The organism is Blautia sp. 2227st1_G12_2227SCRN_220401, from assembly GCF_039062885.1.
GTDB lineage: Bacteria > Bacillota > Clostridia > Lachnospirales > Lachnospiraceae > Blautia_A > Blautia_A fusiformis.
Genome location: NZ_JBCLNI010000015.1, coordinates 71,226 through 89,529, shown reverse-complemented (window position 1 = coordinate 89,529; position 18,304 = coordinate 71,226). Strand labels below are relative to the sequence as shown.

The window sequence follows — 18,304 nt, the reverse complement described above, 5'->3', positions numbered from 1 at the left end:
CTGCTCATGTAAGAACCGTCCACGCCAGTCATTCCACCGGCTACGCTGTTTAAAGCGTTGATCACATCATTCAGAGCTGCTGCGGAAATGGTTCCGTCCTCAGAAGCGGTTGCCTGAATCGCCTGAAGCTGTGCTGCTAAATCGGTCATTGTCTGTCCGGCAGTACCGATCTTGGTATTTGCATCAGTAAGTGCCTCCGTTGTCTGCTGTCCGTATCCTGTAAGGATGTTGCTGACCTGATCACCTACCTGTGAGAACTGTGTGCCTGCATTCTGGAGAGCAGGGATCAGACTGTCTGTGATACTGCTGCTGGTCTGACTTGTGATGCCTGCGGCCTGAGTGATATATCCGGCTGCGTTGTTGATTCCGTCTGCCGCATTGTTCATACCAGCTGCAGCACTGTTCATACCAGTTGCGGCTGTGTCCATACCATCCTTTGCGGAAGTAAGGCCGGCTGCAAGCTTGTTGATGGATTCCTGTGTTGTTCCCTCTTTCAGAGCAGAAACCTTATCGTTCAGGGCTTTCAGTCCGTTTTCCAGCTGCTGTGTTCCGGATATCAGTGACTGTGAGTCATCGGTTCCTTTGGTAACACCGGTATTCAGCTGAGAGATACCATTGGAAACTGTTGTGAGTCCGTCTTCAAGTTTTGCAAGCTCTTTGGCACCGGCTGCGAGTTTGCCAGCACCAGCCACATAGGTGGTAGTTCCATCTGCAAGAGTGTCAGCACCAGCTACATACTGTGTTGTTCCGTCGGAAAGAGTATCAATACCTGCACTTAATGCATTTGCACCGGATTCCAGGCTGCTTGCGCCGGATTTTAGCGTATCAGAATTTTTATTAAGCTCATCCACACCAGCGGTGTACTGCTGAACACCTTCATCCAGAGTATCTACACCGGTTGTCAGCTCAGGAACCTTTTCTGTCAGAGCTGCAACGCCGCTGTTCAGCTGGTTTGCACCGGATTCCAGGCTGCTTGCACCGGATTTCAGTGCATCAGAATTTTTATTAAGCTCATCCACACCAGCGGTGTATTGCTGAACACCTTTATCCAGAGTATCCACACCGGTTGTCAGCTCCGGAACCTTTTCTGTGAGGGTTGCAACGCCGCTGTTCAGCTGATCTGCACCATTGTCCAGGCTCTTTGCGCCATCGTTAACCTTTGCAACACCATCGGTGTAGGTCTTAAGACCTTCGGTGAGACTGTCAGCACCGCTTACGAAAGTAAGAGTACTGGTGGAAAGCTTCTTAAGGTTTTTGGTAATTGTTTTGTTACCATCAGCTGCTGTATTCAGTCCGTCTTCGATCTTTCCGGATCCGTCTGCAGCTTCCTGCATTCCGTCACCTGCTTCTGAGATAGAATCAAAAACGGTTTCTGTATAGGTTTCCGTAACCTTGGAAGCAATGTTATCACGAAGCTTCAGCATTGCTGTTTCACTGAGCTTGGAGGCGATATAGTTGGTTCCAGGGTTTGTCTCATAGGATAGCTCCATTTGCTTTGGATCGTCGTCCATTACAGTGGCTGCGTTTGCGGAGAAATTTTCCGGGATTTTGATAACCATGTAATAGGTTCCATTGGCCAGACCGTCCTCTGCTGTCTTGCTGTCTACAATGTTAAATGCCATTGAGTCGTTGTCTTTCAGCTCATCCGTCATGTCCTTACCTATGCTTAAGGTCTTGCCATTATACTCGACAGGTTTGTCTTCGTTTACCACGGCCACTGGCAGGCTGTCTACGTTTCCGTAAGGATCCCACATGGATTTCAGAAACAGACCTGCATAGATGATCGGGATTACGATAATGGCGATTACGACGATAAGCATGAGCTTGTTACGAAGTAAGCTTTTCCATTCGTTTTTGATCATATTACCTATCCCTTTCTTATTAAATTGTATTATCAAACATAGTTGATTAATCAAACTTTATTCCAGTAATGGTGACGAGATCTATTAATCATATTAAAATCTATTAATAGCTTAATGCTCCATTATCAAACAAAGTGTTGATTTTCTTTACGTGATGTATTATACTAAACACATACCACAGATACAACCATTAAATCTTTACTGAATGTATATTAATAGACGGAAATAATGGAAGTGTCTATTACAAATAAAAAACTGCATAATAGACAAAAAGTACGTTATTTCCTTTGAATTTATGTGCAGTTGGTAATATTAAATGCAGACAGGATTCCTATGTTTCAACACAAATATGCAGCAGATATCTGGTATCGTGTAGGTCGGCGTCGTTAACAATTTTGATCTTGTCAATTCTTAACAACAGCAGATATCTGGTATCATGCAGATCGGCGTAGAGAAAGCGAATGCTTTTATTCGTTTGAAGGATGCATTATGCATTGTATGACAGTTGCAGAGTATCGTAAGTAACAGGTGATTGAGGCGGAGGAAACGTGCTTGCTTTTTTGAATTGCAGGGGGAATTAAGATGGCGGAAAAAGTTGACAGAAGAGTACGTAAGACCAAGGCACAGTTGCGAGCGGGGCTTGCCCGTCTTATGCAGAAGAAGAGTATTAAGGAAATTACGGTAAAGGAACTGGTGGAAGAAGTTGATATAAACCGCTCCACATTTTATCTTCACTATACAGATATCTATCAGATGCTGGAATCCATAGAGGCTGAATTGATGGAGGAAATCACGCATCTGGTGGCAGACTATCCTCTGGATCCTCTTAATAATAAGGAGAGCTCGTATCCTTTTATTGAGCAGATATTTACGATCCTGGATCATAATAAGGATATTTGTATCGCACTTCTTGGAAAGAATGGAGATATGGCTTTTGTGAATCGTATAGAAAAACTGATCGCAGATACAGTGCTGCATCGCTTGTCAATTCGTCTGCCGAAAGACAACCGTGATATTGAGTATGCGTATGCGTTTTGTCTGAATGGATGCGTGGGAATGATCAAGACATGGCTGTCTTCTGAGAATCAGGAGAGTACACAGCATATGGCAGAGCTGACACATAAGCTGATCGATAATACAACACACATGTATCTGGAGCAGGCACTTAGATAAGAGAAATGTCCGGATGCATGCTGTGAGTCTGGTAAAAAATAAAGAGTATTGTTTCACGTTTGTTTGAGGGAAAACTCATGTTTCACGTGAAACAGTACTCTTTTTTTATTGGCTTTTTGTTGGTTTATAGCATTTCCACAAATTACTGCATGAAGCTCAACGGCTCCGAACATAAACAATGTTCTTTTGATACGTTGATCTCCAAAATTATTATAGATAAATTTTGATGCCGGATCATAAGCTGTTTTTACAGGAAAATAGCTACCTGTTCCAGGAAATGTTCCGGATCTTCCAGATGAGGAAGATGTCTGGTTTCCGGGATCACAGCGGTTTCAATGGAAGAATTCAGCTTCTGGTATTCCTCTGCGATAAGAGAAGCGGAAGCTTCTTTTTCTCCGGAAATAATATAGATGCATGCATCGGAAGATTCTACGGCATTATTAATGCTGATATTCAGGTATTTGCCAATGTAGCTGGAATACAGATATTTGGCGTTGGAACCACCCTTGTGAGCGGATTCATAATAGGTGTCTACCAGTGTATCTGTTACATGGAAGGGATTGTAGAACAGCTTTTCCATAAACAGACTGCTGATGGATTCGCGGGAAGCTACCATATGATAGATCAGAGTTCCGAAAATCGGAAGCTCGATAAAATACTTAAAGAGCTTGTTGTCTTTGCAAGGTGCCTGCTTCAGGGAACTGAAGCTTGGTGGATTGACCAGCATGATCTTGCGGAAATGGTCGGAATTGTTACGGTAAGCCATGATCGCAAAAGAACCTGAGAAACCACTGGCAATAACATCGGTTTCCTCACGAATCACATTCTTGGCAAAATCACAGAGTAACTGAGCAAATACAAAATTGGTATAAGTAATATCCGGTTTTTCGGAACGTCCACATCCAAGAAGATCAATGGTGTAAACTGTATGTTCGGTTGCGAGCTGCTTCTCTATGGCATTCCATTCATAACCGGAAGCGCCTGGCATGATATCATGAATAAGAAGAATAGGGGTGCCATGTCCCTGTTTTGTATAAAAAATCTTTCCAAAACGCCAGCCATAGGTTTTGCTGTGTGGCTGTTCCAGCATATCTTTAAGCTGAGATGTGGCATCTATGAAACGGTTAGCAATATGAATAACACCTGCGGCAGTTCCGACTAAAGCTGCAAGAGTAAGTAGTCTGTGTCCATTTTTCTTCATTAAAAAGCCTCCTGGAATTTGTAAAAATAATCAGGACAGATGTAACGTAATTCAGGTATCTGATCTGATTTTTTCTGAATATTTCTTTGCTTTATTATACGACAGGAACGAAAAATTTACAATGCTTTTGTGGGAACCCTAACCTTGTTATTGTATGCTGACGCTACTGTCCATTCTGTTCTTGGCGATGATCGCTAAGTTGCTGTTCGTTCTGCTTTCAGTAATGCGCTTCGCAATGCAAAGAATTTATGTTGATCGCATAAATTGGTGCGGTATGGCTTCGGGCTTTCTGCAGCCTTCGTTTATAAAAAAAATACGGAATATTATCAGTGAACAGTAGCATCGCCAATATGCTTCATGATACATAGAAATCAGATTTCGAACCGAATCAAGTAAGTCCCCTGCTTTAATTGCGAAGAGCAATAAGCAGGGGACTTACTTGTATCAGGAGAAGGAAAAGCTCCTTCTGATAAACTGCGAAGCAGTTATTTGGTTATGAGCAAGTAGCGAAGCGGATGCTGTTATCCGCTGGAATGCTTTTATACTTCAGTAAAATACCAAGTGTTTCACGTGAAACATTGGACTTGTTATCCGACAGAGCTGATGCTATACAGGATTGCCGAGGATGATGTTGATAAGGGTTTTGTTCAGCATTAGTGTGCGGTTCCATGGATTGAGAATTACTCCCTCAACAGACGGCTCTTGCAATGCAGAAGCAAAAATCTTATCAATATCTGCGGTAAATGAGGACATGATCTTATCACTGCCTTTTAACTCTTCGTCAAAGCTGGTAAATGCAGCCCACCATTGCTTTCCATCGTTGGTTTTGATCGCATGAAGAGAAATTTTTCCATCACCTTTTGGAGGTTCTACAGCAATGATCAGCTGTGCCTGCTCCTGCATTCTGTGACGGATTACGGTGAGAGTATGAGCAAGCATTTCTTCGGTTGCTTCTTTTTGGAGTGCTGCAATGGCAGTTTCGATCTTTTCATTGCCATTTAAAGTCTTGTCTAATTGTTCTTTATAGAAATCGTTGCGATTATTTGTGGTGTTCATGTATAAAATATTCCTTTCAATCAGATGATAAATGACTAGTACAGCGAATATTAAGTAACCGCCATATTGACTTGTCTGATTTTTCATATGCTGCGTTGTCGTCAATCGCCGTAGCCACCGCTACGCCTCATTCCTTCGCCTTGCATATGAGAAAATCATCCTACGTCAATATAGCAGAAACTTAATTTTCGCTGTACTAGTACATTGTTTTCGAAATAACTATACCAATTACTTGTTGGTGAATCCGACTGCACAGATCTAAAAGTCTCAGCATAGCCAGCTACGCCTGCATTTTTATACCTGCACACTCGAATCCACATCCCACGCGATTGGTATAGTTATTTACGAAACAATGTATTAGCCGCAAACTGCAAGGAGTTTGCGAATGCTTTCTTTATGGATTATAGCATTTCAGGGGAAAATGAGGCAAGAGAAGAAGTATTTTTAACTGAATCAAATAAGTCCCCTGGTTCGATTTCGAAAAGCAATAATCAGGGGAACTTGCTTGCATCAGGAGAAGTGCAGGCTCCTTCTGATAAACTGCGAAGCACTTATTCGGTTATGAGCAAGTAGTGAAACGGATGCTTTTATCTGCTTGAATTAAATCAAGCAGTTTCCTGATTACTGATCACTCCGTTCTTGGTAATACACTTCGCGATGCACAGAAATTATGCTAATCACATAAATTTGCATGGTATGTCCAGGGCTTTCAGTGGTCTTTGCGCACAAAAAAACTCGGAGGATAATATTACCAGTTAACAGTAAGTCCCCTGCTTCAATTACGAAAAAGTAATAAGTAATAAGCAGTGGGTGGCGTGTATTAGGAAGAATGCAACGGCGTTTAGAAGCAGGGAAAAGAATAGTGGGCATGTCTAAAAACAAGGTACTGCACTAATTCATGTGGCCACTGTTATGGGTACATTGTAAGCAGGTCCTGATAAATTGCAAAGTAGCTATTGGGTGTAGAACTGCGTAGCGAATACGGGTATTTTTATTCGTTTGATCCCAAATTGGATAGATATGTTTGCACACTTGAAGGTGAGTTGCCAGATACTGTCATCAGTATTCCCCATGATTTCGGTCAGATGCTTTTGTGAACTGGATGGGGAATTAACAAGTTAAGTGAATGTAATAAAAATGTGTATTTATATGAAAAATGGAGGGTAAGGCGGAAAATATGGGGGATTTTATAGAAGAACGATATAAGAGTAAGGATGAAATAAAGAGAAATAAGAGATTATTTCTGTGAAGAGAACACTATGATAATGACAATAACACAAATGTTAAGTACGATAAAAAGGACTTTATAAAAGAAAATACTGGCAAATAAATAGAAATAATAGGATATTTACGAATGAAAAAAGCATTAAAGTACAAATTATAGTACTTTAAATAAAAAAGTACGATAAAACGTACTTTATATGTATACACATATAAAAAAGTCTAAAAATGCAAAATGTGCACCTGCACACATGCGGCAAAAAGATAAAATATAGATCCGTTCCTACTTTAAACATGTAAAATTTTGATTGATCGAATAAAAGAAAGCAGCTGCTTCGATTACAAAAAAACAATAAGCTGTGGGTGGGAAAATACTTGTGCTCTTCCTGATAAACTGTAAAATAGCTATTTTGTGTAAAACTATGATTGAATGCAAAAATTTTTGTCCGCATGACTGGGATAAAGAGAAGACAGGGAAGTGTTTTACGGCTTGATTTAGAAGAAAAAGCCTATTAAGTGAAATTTATTTTATGCCAGTTCTATGCCGGAACTTTATTCAGATACATTTTATATTGGATATTACAAAATGAAACTATGCTTGAAAAAGCCTTTAGTTAACATGTACATAACGAATATATAACAGGATTGGAAGAAAAATGAAATAAATACGCAAATCTTTCGTAAACATAATAAAATAAACAAAAATCGAAAATTCCAGTTTCATAATATTATATTTTTTTCACGAGAGATACATGTATTTCACGCTATAAAAACACTCCGGGAAAAGAAGTTTCCATTTACTATATATAGATGCTTTTGGGGAATATAAAGATAACAGCCACATTATTTTGTGGATGGAGTTTCTTGTATTTTTTACATGCTTTCGTGATACAGATAATGCCAGAGAGAATATATCGGAGTATTTTTTTGATATTTCTCATTGATTTTATAATGTGTTCGTAACTGTTCAGTACCCTTGCAGTTACAAGTCAAACCGTGTCCTGGATCGATTTCGTTGATGGCATTTTTAACCGGATCGAGGAAGTCACTTGCTTCAATTATGAATATTGGTTTGATAATCTATCTTCGGATGTTTCACGTGAAACATCCGAAGACAGATTAAGAATAAAGAGTTATAACCCCATCTTTGACAATTGCAGAAATAAAAAACAGCTGTAGTTCGTGCTTATGTGATTTATGGTAGGTTTAATGTAGATTTTAATCGAATCAAGTAATTCACCTGCTTCAATTGTGAATTACAATAAGCAGTGGTTGGGGACTTGCTTGTATCAGGAGAAGTACAGTCTCCTTCTGATAAACTGCGAAGCATTTATTAAACTATGAGCAGTAGTGAAGAGGATGTTTTTATCCGCTTGACTTAAAAAATGTTTCGCAACAACGACAACTCATATGCGCTTTACGGTAGCGTGATATAGTTTTTAATCGAGTCAGGAGGTCCCCTGCTTCAAGTGTAAGAAGCAATAAACAGCGGTTGGTGACTTGCTTATATCAGGAAGAGTACAAGCAAGTTTTAATAAACTGCGGAGCAGTTATTCGGTGTAAAGCTGCGTAGCAACTGCGGATGCTTTTGTTTGTATGACTCGAATCAGGAGGTCCCACTGTTTTTGGCTTCAATTGCAAGAAACGATAAGCAGTGGTTGAAGAACTGCTTCTTATCAGGGAAGAGTAGCTTGTAGTCCCTTTGGTAAATCGCGAAGCAGTTATTCAGTGTAGAACTGCGAATGTGTTTACAGATGCTTTTATTCGCTTGATAATAATAGCAATGTTTTTAGTGTTCAGATAAAATTTGAAAATGCTATAAATGCTGTAAAAGAAAGGGATTTTGATGCCTATGTAGCAGTGTGCAAGGTTCCATAAAAGATAATATATCTATACCGAGAAAATCGAATTATTTTCGAGATTACGATAAATCAGAACAATTTCAGCAAAATATCTATAAATGGGAACTTCATTTCTGGTACGTTTTTATGGTGTAAAATATATAGTCTGATTGGTAACAAATAAAACTGTAAGTTTATGCGGAGTTGATGGACTTTATAATCGATGTACTGTTACTGTCAAACTTCTGTTTAGTCCGGAATGAGTTTGGGTATACTACACAATAAATAAAATAATTCAAAACCTATTTTCTATTGTTTCACGTGAAACATTATGTGGCAGTTTAAAAATAAAAGTGTTATAATGATATCCAATGAGTAAAAATCCCTTAAAAAAATAAAAAGGAGGGGTACAATGGGACGAATCATTGCAGTTGCCAATCAGAAAGGCGGGGTTGGAAAATCAACGACAGCCATCAATCTATCGGCCTGCCTTGCTGAAAAAGGGAAAAAGGTTCTTGCCATCGACATTGATCCGCAGGGAAATACGACCAGTGGACTTGGCGCAGACAAGAATGCAGTAGAAAACACCCTTTATGAGCTGCTGCTTGGAGAAGCAGAGACCAAGGATACCATTATAAAGAACGTTGTAGATAATGTTGACCTGATACCATCGAATATGAATCTTTCCGGTGCAGAAATTGAACTGGTTGATCTTGAGGATAAAGAATTTATTCTGAAAAAGATCACGGATAAACTTCGCCGGAAATATGATTACATAATCATGGATTGTCCGCCGTCACTGAGTATGCTTACAATTAATGCTTTGACAGCCGCAACCTCCGTTCTGGTGCCGATTCAGTGTGAGTATTATGCATTGGAAGGTTTGTCACAGTTGATACATACCATCGAACTGGTAAGAGACCGATTGAATAAGAGACTGAAGATCGAAGGCGTGGTCTTTACTATGTATGATGCCAGAACAAATCTGTCACTTCAGGTTGTAGAAAATGTAAAAGAAAACCTGGACCAGAATATATACAAAACGATCATACCGAGAAATGTACGACTTGCAGAGGCACCAAGCTATGGAAAACCGATCAATCTGTACGATTCACGATCTACAGGAGCAGAGAGTTATCGCCTCCTGGCAGAAGAAGTTATAGGCAGGGAGGACGAGTGATGGCTGGAAGAAGAACAGGAGGCCTTGGAAAGGGTCTTGACGCACTGATCCCGAACAAAGCAGGCGGTCCGTCAAAGGAACCTGCAAAAAAGACAAGATCTGCAGTTGTAAAAAAAGACAAACCAACTGAAAAAGATAATCCGGCCGCAGAACGACTTGTGAAAATTTCCAGCGTAGAACCAAATCTGAATCAGCCCAGAAGACATTTTGATGAGGATGCGCTGCTGGAACTTTCGGAATCCATTAAACAGTACGGTGTTCTTCAGCCGTTGTTGGTATCCGATAAGAAGGATTATTTTGAGATCATTGCAGGCGAACGCCGCTGGAGAGCTGCCAAGATGGCAGGACTCAAGGAAGTTCCTGTTGTTGTAAAAGAGTTTACAGACCAAGAAATCGTAGAAATTTCCTTGATCGAAAACATTCAGCGGGAAGACCTGAATCCTATAGAGGAAGCGATGGCATACAAACGTCTGATGGAAGAGTTTCACCTGAAACAGGATGAAATCGCAGACAGAGTTGCCAAAAGCAGAACTGCAGTAACTAATTCCATGCGTCTTCTGAAGCTTTCTTCAAAAGTTCAGGAAATGGTAATTGCAGATATGATCTCAGCTGGTCATGCGAGAGCACTTCTGGGAATTTCTGATGAAGCTCTTCAGGAAACAACAGCCATGAAGGTTTTTGATGAAAAACTCAGTGTTCGTGAGACGGAAAAACTTGTAAAGAATCTGGTTTCTCCTGCGAAAAAAGTAAAAACAGAGAAAAACACAGCAGAAGATGCCATTTATGAGAGCCTGGAAGAAAAAATGAAAGGTATCATGGGAACAAAGGTATCCATTCAGCGAAAGAAGAACAACAAAGGTAAAATTGAAATTGAATATTATTCCAGAGATGAACTGGAGAGGATCATTGATCTGTTCGAATCTATCAGATAGGAGGCAGAATGAGCGGGATTTTTGAAAGCATGGGAATTGATTCCGGGATTGTGATCATTGTTTTGCTGATCCTTACCATCATTCTTCTGATCAATGTGGTGAGTAGCAATATGCGTCTCAGCCGTTTGGAACGGAAGTACAAGATGTTTATGAGAGGCGGAGATGCACAGTCACTGGAAAAAGTTTTTGTAAGAAAATTTGCACAGATCGACCGGCTGTATGAAGCAAAGGAAGATCATGATCATGACATCAGCTTTATCAAAAAAAATATGAATGTAATGTTCAGCAAATATGGCGTTGAAAAGTATGATGCATTTGATGATGTAGGTGGAAAACTCAGCTTTGCACTGGCGCTTCTTGATAAAAACAATACGGGTCTGATCTTGAATGCGGTTCACAGCCGCGATAACTGTTTCCTTTATTTAAAGGAGATCGTAAAAGGTGAGTCCTATGTTGTACTTAGTCAGGAAGAAGTGGAAGCTTTGAGAAAAGCAGTAAACTTTGGCCTTGGTGAGATTGAGAAGGAATAAAAAACTGCAAAGAGTAAGAATATTTTTAATACAGGAGGAATATCATGTTAGACATTAAGTTTGTGAGAGAGAATCCGGAGGTTGTAAAGCAGAATATCCGCAATAAGTTCCAGGACAGCAAACTGGAGCTGGTTGACAAGGTTCTCGAACTTGATAAAGAAAACAGAGAGATTAAGCAGGAGGTTGAGGCTCTCCGTGCTGAGAGAAACAAGATCTCCAAACAGATCGGTGCTCTTATGGGCCAGGGAAAAAGAGAAGAGGCAGAAGAGGTTAAAAAACAGGTTGCTGCATCCGGAACTCGTATTGAGGAACTTTCTCAGAGAGAGAAAGAGGTTGAGGAAGAACTTCTGAAAGATATGATGGTGATCCCGAACATCATCGATCCTTCTGTACCGATTGGTAAAGACGACAGCCAGAACGTAGAGATTGAGAAATTTGGTGAGCCGGTTGTTCCGGATTTTGAAGTTCCGTATCATACAGATATCATGGAGAATTTTGATGGAATCGATCTTGACAGCGCAAGACGTGTTGCCGGTAACGGATTCTATTATCTGATGGGTGATATCGCACGCCTTCATTCCGCAGTAATTTCCTATGCAAGAGATTTCATGATCAACCGGGGATTTACTTACTGCGTACCGCCTTTCATGATCAGAAGCAACGTTGTTACAGGCGTTATGAGCTTTGCGGAGATGGATGCTATGATGTACAAGATCGAGGGTGAGGATCTTTATCTGATCGGAACAAGTGAGCATTCCATGATCGGTAAATTCATTGACCAGATTATTCCGGAGGAAGAGCTTCCGAAGACACTTACAAGCTATTCTCCGTGCTTCCGTAAAGAGAAAGGTGCTCATGGACTTGAGGAGAGAGGTGTTTACCGTATCCATCAGTTCGAGAAACAGGAGATGATCGTTGTCTGCAAGCCAGAGGAGAGTAAGATGTGGTTCGACAAGCTGTGGCAGAATACAGTAGATCTGTTCCGTTCTCTTGATATTCCGGTTCGTACGCTTGAGTGCTGCTCCGGTGACCTTGCTGATCTTAAGGTAAAATCCCTCGATGTTGAAGCATGGTCTCCACGTCAGAAGAAATACTTTGAGGTAGGAAGCTGCTCCAACCTTGGAGATGCACAGGCACGTCGTTTGAAAATCCGTGTAAACGGCAAAGATGGCAAGAAATATCTTGCTCATACATTAAACAATACAGTAGTAGCACCTCCGAGAATGCTCATTGCTTTCCTGGAGAATAACCTGAATGCAGATGGATCTGTAAACATTCCAAAAGCTCTGCAGCCATATATGGGCGGTATGACAAAGATTGAGAAAAAGACACGCGCGTAAGAGAAACGCAGGCTTTTTCAGGGAGGTGTTCTTGTGCACAGTTATTTAAAGACCGTTGGTTTTTCACAGATTACCAGAAGAAGTGAAATAAAAGAGATCATCCGTGATGTGATCGCAAGCTACGATGAAAAGGTTTGCGTGGAAAATCATCCGGAAGGCGTATTTGTACAGTTTTCCAAGAATTATGGCTGTGACTGTGGAATCAGCGTTTGTGGTCAGTACGATGAGAGCGGTGAGTTTCACGTGGAATATTATTTCCCATTTTTCAGGGGAACAGGAATCACATCCAAGGAAAAAGTGACTGTTGAACGTCATACAGATAAGGAATCTTATGCAGGAGCATGTGATGATTTGCGTATTGGCGTGACTATGATCTTTTATCTGCAGAATCTGGCAGAATATATGCAGGAGAAATACAAAGGCCTGAAAGACCCGGGGGACCGTCCGGTGACGGTTTCCGGTCTGGCTTCTGAGGGAAAGATCCTGTTTCCGCTGCAGAAGGATAAGGAAGCGGTAAAGGTGGAGAGAGAGCTTTCCAAAAACAGGACTAATCTGATCGCAGCAGCGCGTAATGGTGATGAGGAAGCTATGGAGAGCCTTACAATGGAGGATATGGATACTTACTCCATGATTTCCCAGAGAATTGTTACAGATGATGTTCTCACGATCGTGGATTCTTATTTCATGCCTTATGGAATCGAATGTGATCAGTATAATGTTCTTGGTGAGATTCTGGATATCATGAAATTTAAGAATATCCTGACAGGTGAAGAAATCTGCCAGATGACTATAGAGAGCAATGATATACAGTTTGATATCTGCATCAACAGCAAAGATCTTCTCGGTGAACCGGCAGTTGGACGCCGCTTCAAAGGAACAATCTGGCTGCAGGGTCAGCTGCACTATTAAGTTTTCAAATTTAGAATTAATTCTTGTAATTTCAAAATAAATATAGTAAAATAATGGTTGTGAAACTTTTGGAAGTGTTCGAAATGTTTCACAACTATATATGTCCATATAGCTCAGCTGGATAGAGCACTCGCCTCCTAAGCGGCAGATGGTTCGATTCCTTCGAGCCTTGAAAATTGCATAAAACTTATAAATGTCTCAGTAGCTCAGTTGGATAGAGCACACGCCTCCTAAGCGTGGGGTCGGAGGTTCAAATCCTCTCTGGGACGCCAGAAAGCACCGCTGCAAGCCTTTTTTCAGGGTTTGCAGCGTTTTTTTGTTCCTCCTTCTCCCGGTAATTTCACTTCCGTTACCGGGAGATTTTTATACGCCGCATGATGTATATTTGCTAATTGGACTCGAACGCTTTTCAGAAATTTGCTAAGAAAATTCTGCGTTTTGCTAATTCGATTTTTCGGATCACTTTGCCGGGGCTTGCGCCGCTATCAGGGCTGCGAGCGCACTTGCCAGCTCCGGCGACTTCTGAAGCTGCTCCACAAGGCTTTCAAGGTCCAGGGTCGCAGGCTCCGATTTTGCCGGTTCTTCCGGCGGACGGACATTGCGAAGATCAGGCTTGGCATAGAAGGCAGTCTCGAATTTCTGAGCATTGACCTTTCTATCCTCGTCCAGAATGTGAGCATAGATACTGGTTATCATGTCGATCTCGGCATGGCCTGTATCGCCCTGGGTGGCTTTCAGATCGCCGTGGTTCAGTTTCAGCTTGTAGGTGGTACTGGAATGACGGAGAGAATGAAAGACCACCTTCGGCAGCCCTGCGTCCTCACGGAGCTTTGCAAACTCTTTGAGGATGATCCGATCCTCGCAGGGCCGTCCATTAGGAAGTGCCACCACCAGATCGAAGTCCTGATACTCGTCGCCAAGGAAGCCTTTCAGCTCGTCCTGGGACTTTTTCCATTCTCGCAGAATATAGGCAAGCGTTTTCGGCAGCCACACCTTACGGATACTGGAATCGGTTTTCGGCTTTTTCAGAATAATTCTTGTGCTGGTGTTCGGCATGAGCGGAGTGAAGATGTAATAGATATCCTTCTCACCCAGCGTTTCAATCGCCCGTTTGGAAGCCCGTGTCAGCTCCTTGTCGATGTAGACATAGGCATTATCCGCCGCAATATCTTCATCGGAAATATGGACGTTCTCCCAGGTCAACCCCAGGATTTCACCCATACGCAGAGAGCAGGCAAAGGAAAGGTTCATTGCTACATAGAGCTTGCTGTCCGTGCATTTGTCCAGGGCAAGACGGATCATATCCGCTGTCCAGATATCCCGTTTCGCATACTCCGTTTTCGGGAGGATCACATTGTCAAAGGGATTTCTTGCAATGATTTCCCATCGTACCGCCTGCTTAAACGCACACCGCAGGAGCTTGATTATTTTTTCAATGGTCTTGTCGCTGACATAGGTGGTAACGGCCTTTCGGGTCTTGGTAGACACCGACTTGGTTTTCTGTAAGGTTTGGATATAACCGTCAACCGCACGGGGAGTAACCGCCTGTACCTCCATATCACCGATGATCGGATTGATATAGTTCGCAATCAGTGCCGTTTGGCTGTCATACATAGACACGCCCCATTTCTTTTCTCCGTAAAGAGATACGAAGTCATAAAGGAACTCGGTGATCGTCTGATTGCTTGGCGGGAGAAAAGTTCCCGTGTGCTGCTGATTTTCGATTTCCGCCTTGCGCTTTAAGGCCTCTTTGTGGGTATGCCAGGTTTCCCACTTCTGTTTGGTTTCTCCGTTTTCGTCCACATAGTTGTAAACAACGGAATAGTTTTTCTTTCGCTTGATTATAGATGCCATATCGTTCTTCCTTTCTTGGATCACAGGTCGAGGGAGTCAAGCCACTCGTCAAATGACCGCTTGGAAATGCGTATGGCGTTACCAATTCGCACGATTTTAAAGTGCCCTTCTTTTACAAGGATATATGCGGAAGTTCTTCCGATGCCCAGGATTTGAGCAATATCGTCAACCGTATATGTCCTTCTTTCAGGGGTTTCTTTCTTCGTGCCGTTCCATGTTTGAGACATGAGAACCCCCTTTCAGTTATGAAAAGGAACAGCACGAATATGTGTGGGTAATATAACTTCCACTATTATTTTACCGTGCTGCTCCGTGTTTGTCTGCTGCTAATTGAAAAGTTTACGATCTATCCATAAACTTTCAAAAAAGAAAAGTAGGCTTACGGACGGCTGCTGGCACAGCTCCACGGGAGTCTAACCCCGGCCCATGCTGATGGGTGCGGCGCACAATGCTTTGTGGGCGTTCAATGCGCGAGTATCTTTAACCCTGCCCGTGTGTCATCGCCCGCAAGCCGCCACGCTTGTTTTACGATCTGGTGCTGTTCGCTCGCCCGTTACAGTGGTCCCGTCCTGCGGACTTGAAACGAGGTCATGGCGCACCGGCCGTATGGCTCGGCACAAACAGGAATGTATCCGTTTGCCTTATACTGCGGCGTTGGCCTCCCAACGGGCTTTCTTTGTCAAGGTGCTGCCTCCGGCTACGAAAGAGAGAAACAGGGAAAGGGTAAGCTGTTTCCGCTTTCAGACCGGGCTTGTCAGCTTATGCTGACAATGGAATGAATGAGCTTGATCTCTAATCGGCGCTTCATGTACTCGTCCACCCGAACATGGGGCTGGCCGTCAGGCTCGTAAAGCGTCCGGATGCAGAGCTTATTGATATAGCCCTCATAGTACCGGAGTACCTGATCCACAGCCTGAGAATCCCCGTCACGGGCGGCGTCAATCACCGAAAGAGGAAGAAGCTCCTTGCCCTTGTAAGTGGGTTTCTTCATACCTTCAACCTCCCTTCGGCATGAGTGCGGCCAACTTGATCCGCAGCTCGGTCAATGATTTTGCCCTTTGTCGCTGAACGGCGCTGCGAGACATTCCAATAAGGCGACCAACCTCCTGATCCGGCAAGTCCAGAACAAAATGCAGGATCAAAATACTCTGCTCCTGAACGGACAAACCGGCAAAGGCGTCAGCCACAAGCTCGTTTTCGATATGCAGGTCATACCCGTGGGACGAGAATGTAAATCTGTCACTGGGGTAATAATCTACAACGCAGAGCTTGTCCATTTCCATCTGCGGAAGGTCGCTGAATGACAGTTCCCTGTCACGGCGCCTCTGCATTTCCCGAAGGTAGTCGATTGCCTCATGGTACAGTACCAGCTTGCAGTAAGCATCGAACTGGCACCGTTCGCCATAGTCATTACGGGGGATCATATCCATCTTTTCACCCCCTTTCCTGGGGGAATGAGGTGGGTTTCTCCCTTTCCGCTAACAAGGCGAACGCAAAGCCGCTCGCTACCCGCTAAAAGCCTCCTTTTTGAAAATTTCTTAAAAATTTTTTTCGAGGCGGGCTTGTCCTCAGAAAACAGCAAAAAGCGCCCAGCAAGTCGCAACGGACCTGCAGGGCGCGGAAGTGTTTTATAAAGACGATTGTCTACATGGTATAGTTCATAGTCAAAGCCGGACTGCTCCGATGGAGGGGCTATGCTTTTTTTAACTGGTGCAGATCATGGATACTGCGGAATAAAAAGAAGGACACGGCAAAATAACCTCCAATCGGCTACCGTGTCCCTGCAAGTCGTCATAGGATTGTGTAAACGCAAAGAAACGGCGGCTCTGAAAATCAAAGCCGCCGTTTCAAATGGGCGTGTCAAATTGTCTGCTCTACGACGGCTTTTTTTCTTTTGCCGTCGTCCGGCAGAGTATTATTCAATATTTAATTCAATGTTTCCAGTGAAATTCTCACATTCAATGCCAATATAATTTCCACCATCAGGAAGTGTAATTGTGTCACTATAAGTCCCGGTTGCTTCAATCAACGTGACTGCTTCATCAGATCCAGAAATCCAAAATACTTTTGCAGTACCTTCCGTAATCTCCAAGGTGCAATCAATGGACAGCTCCTTACCGGCTTCACGCTTTATGGAAGTTCCGCCGAACAAATACTCTGTATCTGAAAAATCCTCATAGTTGGCTGTATAGCTTCCTGTATAATCATCAATTCCTTTTTCTTTCGTACCTTGTAAGGATGAATTTCCGGTAAGCGCTATGGAACCAGCAGACTGAACAATATTGTTATACTGATCGAGAAATTCGTCTTTTGTACAACCTGAAAGCATAGAAGCACCCAATAGTATCAGGCATAATGATAAAACTATTTTCTTCACAGCTATCGCCTTCCTTTCCTGCGTACAGCACGCTTTCCTTTTCCCTTGGCATTTGCCTGTTTACGGGATTTCATTTCTTTTTTGTTACTGGACATCAGTAACAACAGCACCGCCCAGAGAACCATGATGCCAACCCCAATGACCGCCAACAAAGGGGTTGAGGATGTGGTTGTTCCGGCATATTCACTCATGTCAAATCCCACTAAAATCAGCGCAGCGGAGAACGGATAGATGCTGGCAAGGATACCACTTTTGAAAAACAACATGCTGTATCCAAGGAAGAACGCCAGAATGGAACCGCCCAGATATGCCCCTCGGATCTGCCCAAAAATCAGGATCAGCGGCATACAGACCAAATAGGTCGTCAGAGCCGCTAACACGATCTGCGTACCTCCATGAAAAAACACTTCCGCTGTCAGTCCCGATAATCCAACCGTCAATCCAGTAATCAAGGTAATGCCAACGCTGTATATTCCCAGCAGAACTGCAAGCATACCGACTAAAAGTAACTTAGCTTCCAACATTTTCGGCATAGAAACAGGAATTGTCATGATGTTTTTCAGTGTATCATGAGTGGATTCTCTGTCTATAAGCCATCCTCCGATCATTACCAGTGAAATTGGAAGGAATATCTGAGTGTTTCCCCAAACAACATTTTCAAATAGTGCAGAAAAATCATAATTTGGATTTCGGTACTCTGCCTCCACAATCAACTGACTTCCATACTGAACCAAAGGACAGAGTGCAAGTGCCACCAGCCCTACCAAAAGAATCTGGCACCGGCGCAGTTTCAGTAATTCCGATTTTAATAAGTTCCACATAGTCACA

Annotated in this window: 15 protein-coding genes and 2 tRNA genes; 8 read left to right on the top strand and 9 right to left on the bottom strand. The window is 42.6% G+C overall.

Going from position 1 to position 18,304, the window contains the following annotated elements:
- On the bottom strand, nt 1–1,862 hold a 1,862-nt coding region (locus ABCM67_RS09585; RefSeq protein ID WP_342992817.1), incomplete at its 3' end, for a YhgE/Pip domain-containing protein.
- A gap of 582 nt (nt 1,863–2,444) precedes the next feature.
- Between ABCM67_RS09585 and ABCM67_RS09580 the strand changes: the two genes are divergently transcribed.
- The gene (locus tag ABCM67_RS09580) at nt 2,445–3,035 is read left to right on the top strand and encodes a TetR-like C-terminal domain-containing protein (RefSeq protein ID WP_015526541.1); all 591 of its coding nucleotides are present in this window, start codon (nt 2,445–2,447) and stop codon (nt 3,033–3,035) included.
- A gap of 247 nt (nt 3,036–3,282) precedes the next feature.
- Here the strand turns inward: ABCM67_RS09580 and ABCM67_RS09575 are convergent, their stop codons facing one another.
- Together ABCM67_RS09575 and ABCM67_RS09570 are read right to left on the bottom strand one after the other, a co-directional pair.
- On the bottom strand, nt 3,283–4,236 hold the full coding sequence (locus ABCM67_RS09575; RefSeq protein ID WP_147602756.1) for an alpha/beta fold hydrolase: 954 nt from the start codon (nt 4,234–4,236) through the stop codon (nt 3,283–3,285).
- A 606-nt stretch (nt 4,237–4,842) separates the two neighbouring features.
- The gene (locus tag ABCM67_RS09570) at nt 4,843–5,292 is read right to left on the bottom strand and encodes an SseB family protein (RefSeq protein WP_015526539.1); all 450 of its coding nucleotides are present in this window, start codon (nt 5,290–5,292) and stop codon (nt 4,843–4,845) included.
- A gap of 3,474 nt (nt 5,293–8,766) precedes the next feature.
- Between ABCM67_RS09570 and ABCM67_RS09565 the strand changes: the two genes are divergently transcribed.
- The 7 genes from ABCM67_RS09565 to ABCM67_RS09535 all read left to right on the top strand — a co-directional run bounded on the left by ABCM67_RS09565 (nt 8,767) and on the right by ABCM67_RS09535 (nt 13,517).
- Nucleotides 8,767–9,534: an AAA family ATPase gene (locus tag ABCM67_RS09565; RefSeq protein ID WP_015526537.1), complete on the top strand. Its 768-nt coding sequence runs from the start codon at nt 8,767–8,769 to the stop codon at nt 9,532–9,534.
- Complete coding sequence (locus tag ABCM67_RS09560) at nt 9,534–10,466, top strand: ParB/RepB/Spo0J family partition protein (protein ID WP_015526536.1); 933 nt, start codon at nt 9,534–9,536, stop codon at nt 10,464–10,466. Before ABCM67_RS09565 ends, ABCM67_RS09560 begins: the two co-directional genes overlap by 1 nt.
- 8 nt (nt 10,467–10,474) lie before the next feature.
- Complete coding sequence (locus tag ABCM67_RS09555) at nt 10,475–10,996, top strand: DUF4446 family protein (RefSeq protein ID WP_015526535.1); 522 nt, start codon at nt 10,475–10,477, stop codon at nt 10,994–10,996.
- 44 nt (nt 10,997–11,040) lie between these two features.
- The gene (gene serS / locus ABCM67_RS09550) at nt 11,041–12,336 is read left to right on the top strand and encodes a serine--tRNA ligase (protein WP_015526534.1); all 1,296 of its coding nucleotides are present in this window, start codon (nt 11,041–11,043) and stop codon (nt 12,334–12,336) included.
- Between the two features lie 33 nt (nt 12,337–12,369).
- The gene (locus ABCM67_RS09545; RefSeq protein WP_147602755.1) at nt 12,370–13,245 is read left to right on the top strand and encodes a DUF3881 family protein; all 876 of its coding nucleotides are present in this window, start codon (nt 12,370–12,372) and stop codon (nt 13,243–13,245) included.
- Between the two features lie 108 nt (nt 13,246–13,353).
- Nucleotides 13,354–13,412 (top strand) — tRNA-Arg (locus ABCM67_RS09540).
- Nucleotides 13,413–13,440: 28 nt separating this feature from the next.
- Nucleotides 13,441–13,517 (top strand) — tRNA-Arg (locus ABCM67_RS09535).
- A 187-nt stretch (nt 13,518–13,704) separates the two neighbouring features.
- On the opposite strand, the gene ABCM67_RS09530 is transcribed toward ABCM67_RS09535, so the two are convergent.
- The 6 genes from ABCM67_RS09530 to ABCM67_RS09505 all read right to left on the bottom strand — a co-directional run bounded on the left by ABCM67_RS09530 (nt 13,705) and on the right by ABCM67_RS09505 (nt 18,297).
- Nucleotides 13,705–15,099: a site-specific integrase gene (locus ABCM67_RS09530; protein WP_172680789.1), complete on the bottom strand. Its 1,395-nt coding sequence runs from the start codon at nt 15,097–15,099 to the stop codon at nt 13,705–13,707.
- A 20-nt stretch (nt 15,100–15,119) separates the two neighbouring features.
- Nucleotides 15,120–15,326: a helix-turn-helix domain-containing protein gene (locus ABCM67_RS09525; protein ID WP_005541444.1), complete on the bottom strand. Its 207-nt coding sequence runs from the start codon at nt 15,324–15,326 to the stop codon at nt 15,120–15,122.
- A 527-nt stretch (nt 15,327–15,853) separates the two neighbouring features.
- Complete coding sequence (locus tag ABCM67_RS09520) at nt 15,854–16,090, bottom strand: helix-turn-helix domain-containing protein (protein WP_342992814.1); 237 nt, start codon at nt 16,088–16,090, stop codon at nt 15,854–15,856.
- Nucleotides 16,091–16,094: 4 nt separating this feature from the next.
- Entirely contained in the window at nt 16,095–16,529 is a 435-nt protein-coding gene (locus ABCM67_RS09515) for a sigma-70 family RNA polymerase sigma factor (protein WP_342992813.1), read from the bottom strand.
- Between the two features lie 485 nt (nt 16,530–17,014).
- Entirely contained in the window at nt 17,015–17,476 is a 462-nt protein-coding gene (locus tag ABCM67_RS09510) for a hypothetical protein (RefSeq protein WP_342992812.1), read from the bottom strand.
- A 2-nt stretch (nt 17,477–17,478) separates the two neighbouring features.
- Nucleotides 17,479–18,297, bottom strand: coding sequence for an ABC transporter permease (locus ABCM67_RS09505; RefSeq protein WP_173686035.1), 819 nt, complete (start codon nt 18,295–18,297; stop codon nt 17,479–17,481).
- Nucleotides 18,298–18,304 lie beyond the last annotated feature (7 nt).